Origin of the sequence: Corynebacterium uterequi (assembly GCF_001021065.1) — a bacterium.
Taxonomy (GTDB): Bacteria; Actinomycetota; Actinomycetes; order Mycobacteriales; family Mycobacteriaceae; genus Corynebacterium; species Corynebacterium uterequi.
Genome location: NZ_CP011546.1, coordinates 1,219,760 through 1,232,683 on the forward strand (window position 1 = coordinate 1,219,760; position 12,924 = coordinate 1,232,683).

Below are 12,924 nucleotides of genomic sequence, written 5' to 3' on the forward strand. Positions count from 1 at the left end.
GCCAGCAGGAACCCGCCGGAATAACTCCGGCGGGTTTCGCGTTTCTCCGGGTAACGTAGGTGATACTAACAACCGCGCAGTGTGGAAGGACTATGTGACTATGGGGTCAGAAGAGAAGAAGTGGCGCAATCCCCTTCGCAGTGAGCACGATAAGCGACTGCCGCGCATCGCCGGACCCTCCGGCATGGTGATCTTCGGCGTCACGGGCGACCTAGCACGAAAGAAGCTATTGCCCGCCATCTACGATCTCGCGAACCGCGGACTTCTGCCTGCCGGCTTCGCCCTCGTGGGTTACGGCCGCCGCGAGTGGTCCAAGGAAGAGTTCCAGAACTACGTCCGGGAGGCGGTCGACGCCGGGGCTCGCACGGTATTCAACGAAGAGGTATGGGAGCGCCTCGCCGAAGGAATGGCCTTCGTTACCGGCAACTTCGACGACGATGACGCCTTCGATACCCTCGCGGAAACAGTCCAGGAGATCGACGCCACCCGCGGCACCGGCGGCAACTGGGCGTTCTACTTGTCTATCCCGCCGAATTTCTTCGCCGACGTGTGCCACCAGCTACAGCGCTCCGGGCTGGCCGAGGCGCCGGAGGAGTCCTGGCGCCGCGTCATCATCGAGAAGCCTTTCGGCCACGATCAAGAGTCCGCTCACCGGCTCAACGAGATCGTCAACTCGGTGTTCCCCGAAAACGCCGTCTTCCGCATCGACCACTACCTCGGTAAGGAGACGGTGCAGAACATCCTCGCGATGCGCTTCGCTAACCAGTTGTTCGACCCGCTGTGGAACTCTCACTACATCGACCATGTGCAGATCACCATGGCGGAAGACATCGGCCTCGGCGGGCGCGCCGGCTACTACGACGGCATCGGCGCCGCTCGTGACGTCATCCAGAACCACCTCCTGCAGCTCCTCGCGCTCATCGCGTTGGAGGAGCCGTCTGCCTTCGACCCGCAGGAACTACGGGCGGAGAAGGTGAAGATCCTGCGCGCCACCAAGGCAGTGGAGCCTTTCGACAAGACCACCGCCCGCGGCCAGTACACCGCCGGTTGGCAGGGTTCGGAAAAGGTCGTCGGCCTGCGGGAGGAGAAGAATTTCGACCCCAACTCGAACACCGAAACCTACGCGGCGCTGACCCTGGAGATCAAGAACCGCCGCTGGGCTGGGGTGCCCTTCTACCTGCGCACTGGCAAGCGCCTCGGGCGCCGGGTGACGGAGATCGCGCTCGTGTTCAAGCACGCCCCGCACCAGCCCTTCGACGCCAGCGACATCCGCTCCATGGGCAAGAACGCCGTGGTCATCCGCGTTCAGCCGGATGAGGGTGTGCTCATGCGCTTCGGTTCCAAGGTGCCCGGCTATTCCATGGAGGTGCGCGACGTCAACATGGACTTCTCCTACTCGGAGGCATTCACCGAGGAATCCCCCGAGGCCTACGAGCGGCTCATCCTTGACGCGCTGCTCGACGAGTCCAGCCTCTTCCCCACCAACAAGGAAGTGGAACTGTCCTGGAAGATTCTCGACCCCGTGTTGAAGTACTGGGCGGATCACGGACGCCCCGACGAGTACAAATCCGGCACCTGGGGCCCGGAGAGCGCCGACGCCATGCTCGAGCGCAACGGCCACCACTGGCGTCGTCCCTAAACCTGGATCCGCGACAAAGAACGAAGGCCTGACCTGCGATGATTATCGAACTATCAGATACCAACACCAAAGAGATCGCCGACGAACTGCTCAGCGACCAGGAGGCCAACTCCATGGCCACCGGGCGTGTGCTGACGCTCATCGTCGTCGCCTCGGCCACCGACGACGTCGAATGCATCCTCGACACCGTCCGCGAAGCATCGCACGAGCACCCCGCGCGCGTGCTCGTCATGCTCACCGACAAGGATCGCAAGGAATCCCGGCTCGACGCCCGCGTCATCGTGGGCCGTGACTCCGGAGCCTCCGAGCTGGTGGTGATGCGCCTATCCGGCGAGATGGCAGACCACCTGGGTTCCGTCGTCACACCGCTGCTCCTGCCGGACACCCCGATCGTGGCCTGGTGGCCGGTCTCGGCGCCTGCCCGGCCGTCGGACCATTACGTCGGCCGCATTGCCCAGCGCCGAGTGACCAACGCGCGCCACAACGTTTCCGGCAACGCCCTGCTGCGTCTGACCTCCGGATACGCGCCGGGTGACTCGGACATGATGTGGTCGCGGATCACGACGTGGCGCGGCATCGTCGCCTCCGCCCTCGACCGCTACCCCCACGAGCGCGTGGAAAGCGCCGTGGTCTCCGGCCCGGCCGATAACCCGAGCGTGGACATTGCGGCCGGTTGGCTGGCTCACCGCCTGGGGGTGACAGTCGAGCGCCGCATCAACACCCCGGAGGATTACCCACAAACCCGTGTTGAAGGGGCGAACCTCTTCCCTATTCACTCGCTGGTTCTCAACCGCGCATCTGGGCCTATTAGCATTAGCGTCCAGGACGAATCCACGGTCCGCATTTCCCTCCCGGACAGCCCCGACGCCCAGGTGGCGATGTCGGTGCGAACCGAGTCGGATTGCCTTTCGGAGGAGCTGCGTCACCTCGACGCGGACGTCGCCTACGCGGCGGCCCTCCAGGGCCTTGGGCTCGTGACCGTCGACTAACGTACCCTGGCCTACCCGAAGGAGTTCCCCGACATGGTTCACGTCTACCGCATCCGCGATCTTGACGCCCTCGTCCTCGCCGCCGCCCAGCGTTTCGTGGACGTTGTGTCCGGTATCCAGTCCACCGGACGCGGCGTTCACCACGACGGCATCGCGCGGGTGGTACTCACCGGCGGCACCGCGGGTATCCGCACGCTGGACAAGCTGCGTGAGTTCGACGAGGCCGTCCGTGCCTACGACGGGGACTACCCCGGCCAGGTCGTCGACTGGTCCCGGGTTCATGTCTTCTTCGGCGACGAGCGCAACGTCGCTCTCACCGATGCTGACTCCAATGAGGGCCAGGCCCGCCGGGCGTTGTTGGATCACGTGGACATTCCGGCGGATCATATCCACGGCTACGGTCTCGGCGACCGCGATCTAGACGAGGCCGTCGAGGCCTATGCTTTAGCGCTGGACCGTTTCGCCCCGGAGGGCTTTGACCTGCACCTGCTCGGTATGGGCGGGGAAGGCCATATCAATACCCTCTTCCCCGGCACTGATGCGGTGAAGGAGACGAAGCGGCTGGTGGTGGCGGAGTACGCCTCCCCGAAGCCGCCGGCCCAGCGTGGCACCCTCACCCTGCCAGCGGTGGCACGAGCGCAACGGGTGTGGCTGCTTGTTTCCGGTGCCGAGAAGGCCGAGGCCGCGGGCCACGTAGCCGCCGGGGCAGATCCGGTTGAGTGGCCGGCCGCGGGCGCTCGTGGCCACGCCGAGACGGTGCTGTTCGTCACCGAGGATGCATCCCGGGACATTGCGCTGACTGCCACCAGCTAGGCGCCGGTTTCACCCGCGTCGCTCTTCTTTTCCGAGTCGCGCTTTAGTGCGACTCGCTGCTTTCCCGCGTCGCTCTTCTTTCCCGCGTCGCGCTTTAGCGCGACGCGCTCCTACGACAGCGCCGTGATGAGGTTCAGGGCGATGATGCACGCGATCCAGATGATGACCATCACCACCGTGTACCGGTTGAGGTTCTTTTCCACCACGGTGGAGCCGGACAGGTTCGACTGAACGCCGCCACCGAAGAGGCTGGACAGGCCGCCGCCCTTGCCCTTGTGAAGAAGGACGAACACGGTCAGCAGCAAGGAGGTGATGACCAGCACAATCTGGAGCGTGAGAACCATGGAGTCAGCGGGCCCTTTCGGGAATAGACGAAGTGTGAAACCGCCCCGGGCCACGGGACCCAGGATGCCTGGTGGCCATCCTACACCACCGCCTCCCGCTGCCGGCACTACCTCAGGCCCGCGTAGGCGGGACGTCGGACAGTGCCTCGGCAAGGGGAGGCGGATGACGCTAGCTGCTTAGACGGCCTGGGCTGCCGCGGCGGCGAGCTTGGCGAAGCCTTCGCCGTCCAGGGAAGCGCCGCCGACGAGACCACCGTCGACGTCGGGCTGGCTGACGAGCTCGCCGACGGTCTCGGTCTTCACCGAACCGCCGTAGAGGATGCGGATGCCGGCGGCAACCTCGTCACCGGCAATGTCGGCGATGAGAGCGCGGATCGCGGCGCACACTTCCTGCGCGTCGGCGGCGGAGGCCACCTTGCCGGTGCCGATGGCCCACACGGGCTCGTAGGCGATGACCGTCTTGCTGATGTCCTCCGAGTCGAGGCCCGCCAGGGAGTTGCGGGTCTGCTCCACGACGTAGTCGACGTGGGTGCCGGCCTCGCGGATCTCCAGGGGTTCGCCGACGCACACGATGGGGCTGATGCCCTGGCCGAGGGCGGCCTTCGCCTTTGCGGCGACCTGCTCGTCGGTCTCGTTGTGGTACTGGCGACGCTCGGAGTGGCCAACGACCACCCAGGTGCAGCCGAGCTTGGCGAGCATGGGTGCGGACACCTCACCGGTGTAGGCGCCCTTCTCGTGCTCGGACACGTCCTGCGCGCCGTAGGTCACGAGGTACTTTTCCGCCTCAACGAGGGTCTGCACGGAGCGCAGATCGGTGAAGGGGACGGTGACGGCGACGTCGACCTTCTCGTAGTACTCCTTGGGAAGGGCGAAGGCTAGCTTCTGCACGGTGGCGATGGCCTCAAGGTGGTCGAGGTTCATCTTCCAGTTGCCGGCAATCAGCGGGGTACGAGCCATGGTGTTGTGAATCCTTTCAGGTTAAGCCTGGACGACGGAAATGCCCGGGAGTTCCTTGCCCTCAAGCAGCTCAAGGGAGGCGCCACCGCCGGTGGAGATGTGGGAGAAGCCATCCTCGTCGAGGCCGAGGGTACGCACGGAGGCAGCGGAGTCGCCGCCGCCAACGACGGTGAAGGAGCCGTTGTCGCGGGTCGCATCGATGATGGCCTGAGCAACGCCGGCGGTGCCCTTGGAGTAGGCCTCCTGCTCGAAGACGCCCATCGGGCCGTTCCAGAACACGGTCTTGGAGGTGGCGAGCACCTCGGCGTACTTCTTCACGGTCTCCGGGCCGATGTCGAGGGACATCCAGCCCTCGGGGATGCCGTCGAGCTCGACGATCTTGATCTCGGCCTTGGAGGAATCGAAGTCGCTGGCAGCGAGGAGGTCCACCGGCAGGACGATCTTCTCACCGTAGGTCTCGATGAGGCCCTTGCAGGTCTCGATCATGTCTTCCTGCAGAAGGGACTCACGCACGTCGTAGCCCTGGGCGGCCAGGAAGGTGTAGCACATGCCGCCGCCGATGATGAGCTTGTCGGCCTTGCCAGCCAGTGCCTCGATGACGCCGAGCTTGTCGGAAACCTTGGAACCGCCGAGCACCACGACGTAGGGGTGCTCCGGGGCCTCGGCCACCTTGCTCAGGGTCTTGACCTCGTTCTCCACGAGGTAGCCAGCGTAGGCCGGGAGGCGCTTGGCAACGTCGTAGACGGAGGCCTGGGCGCGGTGGACCACGCCGAAGCCGTCAGAGACGAAGGCGCCGTTGTCGGCCGCCAGGGCGACGAGCTGATCGGCGAATTCGCCGCGCTCAGCCTCATCCTTGGAGGTCTCACGCGGATCGAAGCGAACGTTCTCCACGAGGAGGATCTCGCCGTCGGTGAGGCCGTTGGCGCGCTCGTGGGCATCCTCGCCGACGACGTCGCCGGCCAGCGCCACATACTGGCCCAGCGCCTCGGAGAGCGCCTCGGCCACCGGGGCGAGGGAGTACTTCGGGTTGACCTCGCCCTTCGGGCGGCCGAGGTGGGCAGTGACGACGACCTTGGCGCCGCCTTCGATGAGCGCCTTCAGCGTGGGCAGGGAGGCGGTGATGCGGCCCGGGTCGGTGATCTCACCGGCGTCGTTGAGCGGCACGTTGAAGTCAGAGCGGACGAGGACGTGACGGCCCGCGACGCCTTCGGCGAGCAGGTCCTTGAGGGTCTTAACAGCCATGAGGTTTCCTTTTGAGTTCGTGTTCGGGAGACGATGAAAGGGGCAGACAGGCGACGAGGCCCGGGGTACGTGCCCAAGAAAGACAGGCACCCCGGGCCACGCGGAGATTATTCGATCCCTACCGCTGACTTAGAGCTTGGAGGCAACCAGCTCGGTCAGACGCAGCAGCTGGCAGGTGTAGCCCCACTCGTTGTCGTACCAGGAGACAACCTTGACCAGGTTGCCGTTGACCTTGGTCAGGCCGGAGTCGAAGATGGAGCCGTGGGAGTCGGTGACGATGTCGGAAGACACCAGCGGATCCTCGGTGTAGGCCAGGGTGTCGCCGAACTCGCCGGTGGCGGCCTTCTTGATGATCTCGTTGACCTCTTCAACGGTGGTCTCACGGGCGGCCTCGAAGGTGAGGTCGGTGGCGGAACCGGTGATGGTCGGGACGCGCAGAGCGTAGCCGTCGAGCTTGCCCTTCAGCTCCGGCAGAACCAGGGCCACGGCCTTGGCGGCACCGGTGGAGGTCGGAACGATGTTCTGGGCAGCGGCGCGGGCGCGGCGCAGGTCGCGGTGCGGGGCGTCGTGCAGACGCTGGTCACCGGTGTAGGCGTGGACGGTGGTCATGAGGCCCTTGACGATGCCGAGCTCGTCGTTGAGGACCTTGGCCATCGGAGCCAGGCAGTTGGTGGTGCAGGACGCGCCGGAGATGACGTTGTGGTTCTCGGGATCGTAGTCCTCGTGGTTGACGCCGTAAACGAAGGTGGCATCCTCGTTCTTCGCCGGAGCGGAGATGATGACCTTCTTGGCGCCGGCCTCGATGTGAGCCTTGGCGGCGTTCGCATCGGTGAAGAAGCCGGTGGACTCGACGACGATGTCGACCTCGTGCTTGGCCCAGTCCAGGTTCTTCGGGTCACGCTCGGCGTAGACGGCGATGCGCTTGCCGTCGACGGTGATGGACTCATCGTCGAACTCAACCTCGCGACCGAGGCGGCCAAGGATGGTGTCGTACTTCAGGAGAGTCGACAGGGTCTTGTTGTCGGTCAGATCGTTGACGGCGACGACCTCAATGTCGTTGCTGTACTGCAGGATCGCACGGAACAGGTTGCGACCGATGCGGCCGAAGCCGTTAATGCCAACGCGAGTGGTCACTGGTAAGTCTCCTCAAATGGTTGAGTGTTACAAGCCTGGACTTAATGAGCTGTGGGGTAATCCCACCGGTTTAAGTCCTTCGACGGTGAGTCTACTCCCCTTTTGAGGACCATGCAGCCGAGTTTGTGCCGGAGAATGTCCGAGCGGTCATGTGCGGTTCCGCTTATACCCACAAATGCGGTAATCCGCGCGTCATACCCACTGGGGCTTTCGCCCGCATGTGCCACCACCTTCGGGTACCCCTTGCCCCATCCCCCGAGAGCAGGCGGTTCAAACGCGTCCGCGAAGGACACGGTGGTGATTTAGGTCATATCGACGTCATCGGCCACCACGGTCAGAGTGGAATCGATGCCCAGCTCCTCGGCGCGCTTATCCGCCATGGACAACAGCCGCCGAATCCGGCCTGCTACCGCGTCTTTTGTCATCTGTGGGTCGGCCAGTCGCCCGAGCTCTTCCAACGACGCCTGACGATGTGTCACTCGCAGCTGGCCAGCCTCGGCGAGCTGTTCGGGAATGTCATCGCCAAGAATGTCCATAGCCCGTTCGACGCGCGCGGCAGCCACGACCGCCGCCCGTGCAGAGCGGCGCAGGTTCGCATCGTCGAAGTTCGCCAGGCGGTTCTCCGAGTTGCGAGCCTCGCGGCGCAGGCGCTCGGCGTCCCACTCCAACCGAACCCGGTGCGCCCCCATTCGGGTGAGTAGCGCGGCGACGGCGTCGCCATCCTTGATCGACGTCCGATCCACACCACGGCTCATCTTCGTTTTCGCCGTGATCCCGAGCCGGCGCGCACACCCCACCATCGCCATCGCTGCCTCCGGGCCAGGGCAGCTCACTTCGAGCAACGTCGGCCGGCCGGGATCGTTAAGGTGGCCGCGGGCTAGAAACGCCCCCCGCCACGCCCCTTCGGCATCGAGGGGTCCGCCGGCAATAACCTTCGGCGGCAGGCCCACGACGGGTGTCCCCGACCTGGTCACCAGGCCCAGCCGACGAATGACGTCGACGGCACCGTCGTCGCACCGCACCAGGGTCGACGAGGGCTTGGCGGGGCTAGTCGACGCGGTCTGGACATCAACGTCAACCCCAAAGGCGTCGTTGAGCAGGAAGGCCAACCGGTCGGCGACGGCTCGTTCGGCGAACTCCGCTTCCACCACCAGGCGGCGCTCCACCACCCCGAGACGGCCGGCCATGCGTAGCATCGCGGCCATTTCCGCCCACCGCGCCGACGCTAGCGGCACCGCTACCTCGACAAGTTCAGCCTTGGCCTTCTGAGTCAGCGACACCACTCCCGCTATCCTTTCGTCAGTCTCGGGCAAGTCCTCCCAGTCTAGCCGGCAGCGTAGACCCGCCCGAGCGCCGCCGAAAGCTTGGCAGCGTCGTGCACCGCGCAGGGCTGGCCATCGGCATCGACGCCTTGCACGTCGTCGTACACCACCACCCCGCCAAGCTGGGCCACGGCCTTGTTGAGGAACTCCCTCTCCCCGGCGTTGCTCAGCACCGAGGCGTCCACGAGCACCCGGTCCACCTTCAGCGTCGGCGCGTGCTGCGCCAGCATGTGGATGTGCCTTTCGTGCGAGAAGCCTGTGGTCTCCCCCATCTCAGCGCTGAGGTTGAGCACCACCACCCGCAGCGCCGACGAGGAGTTGATGGCGTCCGCGATGCCGGGAACGAGCAGGTGCGGGATGACCGAAGAGAACCACGAGCCGGGGCCAATCGTCACCAAGTCCGCGGATCGGATAGCGGCGACCGCATCCGGATTGGCCGGCGGGTGATCGGGAATCAGCCGCACCCGTCGCACCGTGCCAGGGGTAGTGGCCACCGCCACCTGCCCGCGAACGGTCCGCACGATCCGGGGGTCGTCATCAAGGCCTGTGACATCTGCCTCGATGTCCAAGGGCTGGCTGGACATGGGCACCACGCGGCCGGCGGAGCGGGTAAGGCGGGCAACCGTGTCGAGGGCCGCCTGCTCCCTACCGAGCAGCTCCGTCAACCCGGCGAGCATGAGGTTCCCCACGGCGTGACCAGCCAGCGCGCCGTTGCCGCCGAAACGGTGCTGCAGGGCCCGAGCCCACAACGCAGAGTCGGGATCGGTGGTGTCCGCCAATGCGGCCAGCGCCATGCGCAGGTCACCGGGCGGAATCTGGCCCAGTTCTTTACGCAGACGGCCCGAGGACCCGCCGTCGTCCGCCACCGTGACGATGCCGGTAATCGACGCGGGTTCGGCCAGTTTTGCGGCGCTCAGCGTCTGGTACAGCCCGTGACCGCCGCCTAGGCACGCCAGGGATGCTTCTGCGAGAGGGTGGTTCATCAGAGATACTGTCCTTTCCTATCGCTTTAGTGGCGATCAAAATCCCGGTGGATGACGTTGACCTCCAGGCCATCGCGCAGACGCAGACGCCGGGCGAATTCCTCCGCCACCGCCACGGAGCGGTGATGGCCGCCGGTGCACCCCACCGCGACGGTGACGAAGTTCTTGCCCTCGTGGCGGTAACCGGCGAGCATTGAGGCGAACATCGCCTCAAAATTGTCGATGAACTCTCCCGCCGACGGCTGCCGCAGCACATAGTCGGCCACCGGCTGATCCGTGCCGCGGAATGCCCGCAGCTCCGGCACCCAATACGGATTGGGCAGGAAACGAACATCCACCATGATGTCGGCGTCTCGCGGGGCGCCGTGTTTGAAACCAAAAGACTGTACGGTGACGTGCTGTCGGTCGGCCGCCATGGTGCCCAAGCTGACCTCGATGGCGCGCCGGAGATCATGAACCGAAAGCCCGGAAGTGTCGATAACTAGGTCGGCCTCCGCGAGAACGTTCTTCACGGCTTCCCGCTCCCGTTCGATGCCCAGGCTGAGAGTGTCTCCTTCCTGCAACGGGTGGGTGCGGCGCACGCTGTCGAACCGGCGGATCAGCACGTCGTCGCGCGCGTCCATGAACAGCACGACGGGCTTGAGCCCGCGGCTATCGAGCTCTGTGATGACTTCCAACAGGGAGCCGGGGAACATGCGTGTGCGCACATCGGCCACCACGCCGAGCTTGTCCACCGGGGAGTCCTCGGCGGCGCATTGCTCGAAGAGGTCGACCATGACTCGGGACGGAATATTGTGGGCCACGTAGTAGCCCTTGTCTTCCAGGACCTTGGCCGCGGAGCTCAGCCCCGCGCCGGACATCCCCGTGATGAGCACGGGTGGGGTGGCGAACCGCTGACTGACGTCACTCATACGCCCGATTCTAGCGGGGAAAAAGGCTCAGCGGCTCAGATGTTCAGCCACTACGGCGGCGAGTTTTGGCCCAAATCCCTTAACCTGGGCGATCTCCTCAACAGACGCGGCCTTAAGCCGCTTGACGCTGCCGAAGTGCTTGACCAGCTCGGAGCGTCGAGCCGGGCCTAAGCCCGGGATCGCGTCCAATTCGCTGCTTCGCATGCGCTTCGATCGCTGTTGCCGGTGATACGTAATGGCGAACCGGTGTGCTTCGTCTCGGATCTGCTGCAGCAGGAACAACCCGGCGGAACTCCGCGGCAGGATGACCGGCTCGTCGTCGCCGGGAACCCAGATCTCCTCCAGTCGCTTGGCTAGGCCGACGAGGGTGACGTCGACGATTCCCAGCTCGTCAAACACCTGCTGAGCCGCGTTGACCTGTGGCAACCCGCCGTCGACGATGAACAGTTGCGGCGGGTAAGCGAAGCGCCGACTGTCGGTGGATTCCTCCACCACGTGCTCGTCGGAGAACACCGTGTCGTCTTCCTCGGGGTGGGACAACCGGTCCTCGTGGTAGCGACGGAAGCGTCGGCCGGTCACCTCGGCGATGGAGGCGACGTCGTCGGAGTGCCCATCGCCGGCCGCCTCCTTGATGCGGTACCGGCGATAGTCTGCCTTCTTCGGTAGGCCATCCTCGAACACCACCAGCGACGCGACCACATCCGTGCCCTGGATGTGTGAAATGTCCGTGCACTCGATGCGCAGCGGGGATTGTTCCATCCCAAGCGCCTCTTGAATGTCTTGCAGCGCCGCCGAGCGCGCACTGAGGTCACCGATGCGTTTGAGGGCGTGCTGCCGAAGCGCCTCCTTGGCATTTTTCGCCACCGTATCCAGCAGTGCGCGCTTGTCCCCACGCTGCGGCACGCGAATATCGACGTGCGCGCCGCGCAGTTGGGCTAGCAGCCGCGTGACGTCCTCCACCTCGGAGGGCAGTTCGGGGACCAGGATCTCCCGCGGAATGGTGGCAAGGGCTCGTCGGCGCGGCGAAGGCTCAACGGCAGAAGGCTCGGAAAGCTCGGATGACTCGGCGGCCGTGGCGGCGTCAGCGGCATCGGAATAAAACTGCACGAGGAAGTCCTGGACCAACTCGGCGACGCTATAGTCCTCGGGCTTTTCCACCACCCAGCCGCGCTGGCCGCGGATTCGCCCGCCACGGACGTGGAAGACCTGGACGGCGGCCTCCAATTCGTCGGTGTGGAAGGCCACCACGTCGGCGTCAGTCGCGTCGCCGAGGACCACCGCCTGCTGCTCCATGACCTTGTCGATGGCGCCGAGGTCATCACGCAGCTTCGCAGCCCGCTCAAACTCCAGGGCTTCGGACGCCTCCATCATCTCCTGGGTGAGCCGGCGAACGACGGCGTCGGTGTTCCCCGCAAGGAAGGACACGAAGCCGCGCACGATTTCCCGGTGATCGGCCTCGCTCACCCGCCCCACGCATGGCGCCGAGCACTTATCGATGTAGCCCATTAGGCATGGCCGGCCCAGCTGGGTATGCCGGTTGAACACACCCTTCGTGCAGGTGCGCAGCGGAAACACCCGGGTCAGCGACTCCAGGGTTTCGCGCACCGCCCACGCGTGCGCATAGGGCCCGAAGTAGCGCACACCCGACCGGCGCGGGCCGCGGTAGAAAAACGCTCGGGGAAAGCGTTCGCCAGTGGACACGGCAAGCACGGGGTAGCTTTTGTCGTCGCGGTACTTAACGTTGAAGCGGGGGTCAAAGCGCTTGATCCACGTGTATTCCAGCTGGAGGGCTTCCACCTCACTGGACACGACGGTCCACTCGACGCCGGCGGCGGTGAGCACCATCTGCCGGGTACGCGGATGAAGCTGCGTGAGATCCTGAAAATAGTTGCTCAGCCGCGCCCGGAGGTTCTTGGCCTTTCCGACGTAGATGACGCGGGAGTGTTCGTCTCGAAACTTATACACTCCCGGATCCGTGGGAATGGTTCCGGGAGCGGGACGGTAAGTGGACGGGTCCGCCATCGGCACTAGTCCTTCGGCATGTAGGCGGCTTCCAGCTCGCGGAACTTCGCGACCGCGTCCAACGCCTTGTCACCGTCGGCGGACTGAATAGCCCACAGCGGAACGAACTCAAACTCCGGCAGCTCCAGCCGCGCCATGCGCGAGCCCTGCGGGAAGGACAGTCCGTAGATCACGAGCCACGGGTAGAAGCGGGTGCCGATGATGTTGCGTACCTCCACGCCGTCGGCATTCGCCCGAACGCGGGGGCGGTTGAAGGCGAACCACGCCAGAATGGAAATCACGGCCCCCACGCCGGGGAAGGCGAGCTTGTCGATGAGGGTGATGGTGGCGCCGGTGTACTCCACGTCCACGGTCGCCCCCACCCAGATGTGGATGGCCATGACGACGACGACCACGCCGATCGCCACCCACCGCAGGAACGACGAGCGGACCTCGAACTCCCACGGTTTCGTGCTCACCACGGCGTGCGGGTCGAGAGCGTTGAAGTAGGCGATCTCTTCGTCGCTCAGTCCCACCCGCGCAGGGTGGTCTTTGTTTTCATCAGCCACGGGAAACCGATCTCCTCACG

General features: G+C 65.1%; 12 protein-coding genes. 3 read left to right on the forward strand and 9 right to left on the reverse strand.

The genetic code is table 11. From position 1 onward, the window contains the following. The first annotated feature begins 100 nt into the window (after positions 1–100). Genes zwf through pgl form a run of 3 tightly spaced genes read left to right on the forward strand, consistent with a single transcriptional unit; the run spans position 101 to position 3,441 of the window. On the forward strand, positions 101–1,639 hold the full coding sequence (zwf, locus tag CUTER_RS05700) for a glucose-6-phosphate dehydrogenase (protein ID WP_047259617.1): 1,539 nt from the start codon (positions 101–103) through the stop codon (positions 1,637–1,639). Positions 1,640–1,677: 38 nt separating this feature from the next. Continuing rightward, the gene (locus CUTER_RS05705) at positions 1,678–2,628 is read left to right on the forward strand and encodes a glucose-6-phosphate dehydrogenase assembly protein OpcA (RefSeq protein WP_047259618.1); all 951 of its coding nucleotides are present in this window, start codon (positions 1,678–1,680) and stop codon (positions 2,626–2,628) included. A gap of 33 nt (positions 2,629–2,661) precedes the next feature. Beyond that, the gene (gene pgl, locus CUTER_RS05710) at positions 2,662–3,441 is read left to right on the forward strand and encodes a 6-phosphogluconolactonase (protein WP_047259619.1); all 780 of its coding nucleotides are present in this window, start codon (positions 2,662–2,664) and stop codon (positions 3,439–3,441) included. Positions 3,442–3,551: 110 nt separating this feature from the next. On the opposite strand, the gene secG is transcribed toward pgl, so the two are convergent. The 9 genes from secG to CUTER_RS05755 form a co-directional block, all read right to left on the reverse strand. Continuing rightward, positions 3,552–3,785 (reverse strand): preprotein translocase subunit SecG, encoded by a 234-nt coding sequence (secG, locus tag CUTER_RS05715; RefSeq protein WP_047259620.1) that lies wholly within the window; start codon positions 3,783–3,785, stop codon positions 3,552–3,554. A gap of 177 nt (positions 3,786–3,962) precedes the next feature. Beyond that, positions 3,963–4,742 carry a triose-phosphate isomerase gene (gene tpiA / locus CUTER_RS11880; protein ID WP_047259621.1) on the reverse strand — a complete coding sequence of 260 codons (780 nt, stop codon included), beginning with the start codon at positions 4,740–4,742 and terminating at the stop codon, positions 3,963–3,965. Positions 4,743–4,763: 21 nt separating this feature from the next. Then, a complete protein-coding gene (locus CUTER_RS11885) occupies positions 4,764–5,984 on the reverse strand; it encodes a phosphoglycerate kinase (protein ID WP_047259622.1) in 1,221 nt (406 codons plus the stop codon). A gap of 129 nt (positions 5,985–6,113) precedes the next feature. Beyond that, positions 6,114–7,118: a type I glyceraldehyde-3-phosphate dehydrogenase gene (gap, locus tag CUTER_RS05730; RefSeq protein ID WP_047259623.1), complete on the reverse strand. Its 1,005-nt coding sequence runs from the start codon at positions 7,116–7,118 to the stop codon at positions 6,114–6,116. Between the two features lie 302 nt (positions 7,119–7,420). After that, entirely contained in the window at positions 7,421–8,401 is a 981-nt protein-coding gene (gene whiA / locus CUTER_RS05735; RefSeq protein ID WP_047259624.1) for a DNA-binding protein WhiA, read from the reverse strand. 41 nt (positions 8,402–8,442) lie between these two features. After that, positions 8,443–9,423 carry a gluconeogenesis factor YvcK family protein gene (locus tag CUTER_RS05740; protein WP_047259625.1) on the reverse strand — a complete coding sequence of 327 codons (981 nt, stop codon included), beginning with the start codon at positions 9,421–9,423 and terminating at the stop codon, positions 8,443–8,445. A gap of 26 nt (positions 9,424–9,449) precedes the next feature. After that, positions 9,450–10,334 carry an RNase adapter RapZ gene (gene rapZ / locus CUTER_RS05745; protein ID WP_047259626.1) on the reverse strand — a complete coding sequence of 295 codons (885 nt, stop codon included), beginning with the start codon at positions 10,332–10,334 and terminating at the stop codon, positions 9,450–9,452. Between the two features lie 27 nt (positions 10,335–10,361). Further along, the gene (uvrC, locus tag CUTER_RS05750; RefSeq protein WP_047259627.1) at positions 10,362–12,356 is read right to left on the reverse strand and encodes an excinuclease ABC subunit UvrC; all 1,995 of its coding nucleotides are present in this window, start codon (positions 12,354–12,356) and stop codon (positions 10,362–10,364) included. 5 nt (positions 12,357–12,361) lie between these two features. Continuing rightward, positions 12,362–12,904 (reverse strand): PH domain-containing protein, encoded by a 543-nt coding sequence (locus tag CUTER_RS05755; RefSeq protein ID WP_047259628.1) that lies wholly within the window; start codon positions 12,902–12,904, stop codon positions 12,362–12,364. Positions 12,905–12,924 lie beyond the last annotated feature (20 nt).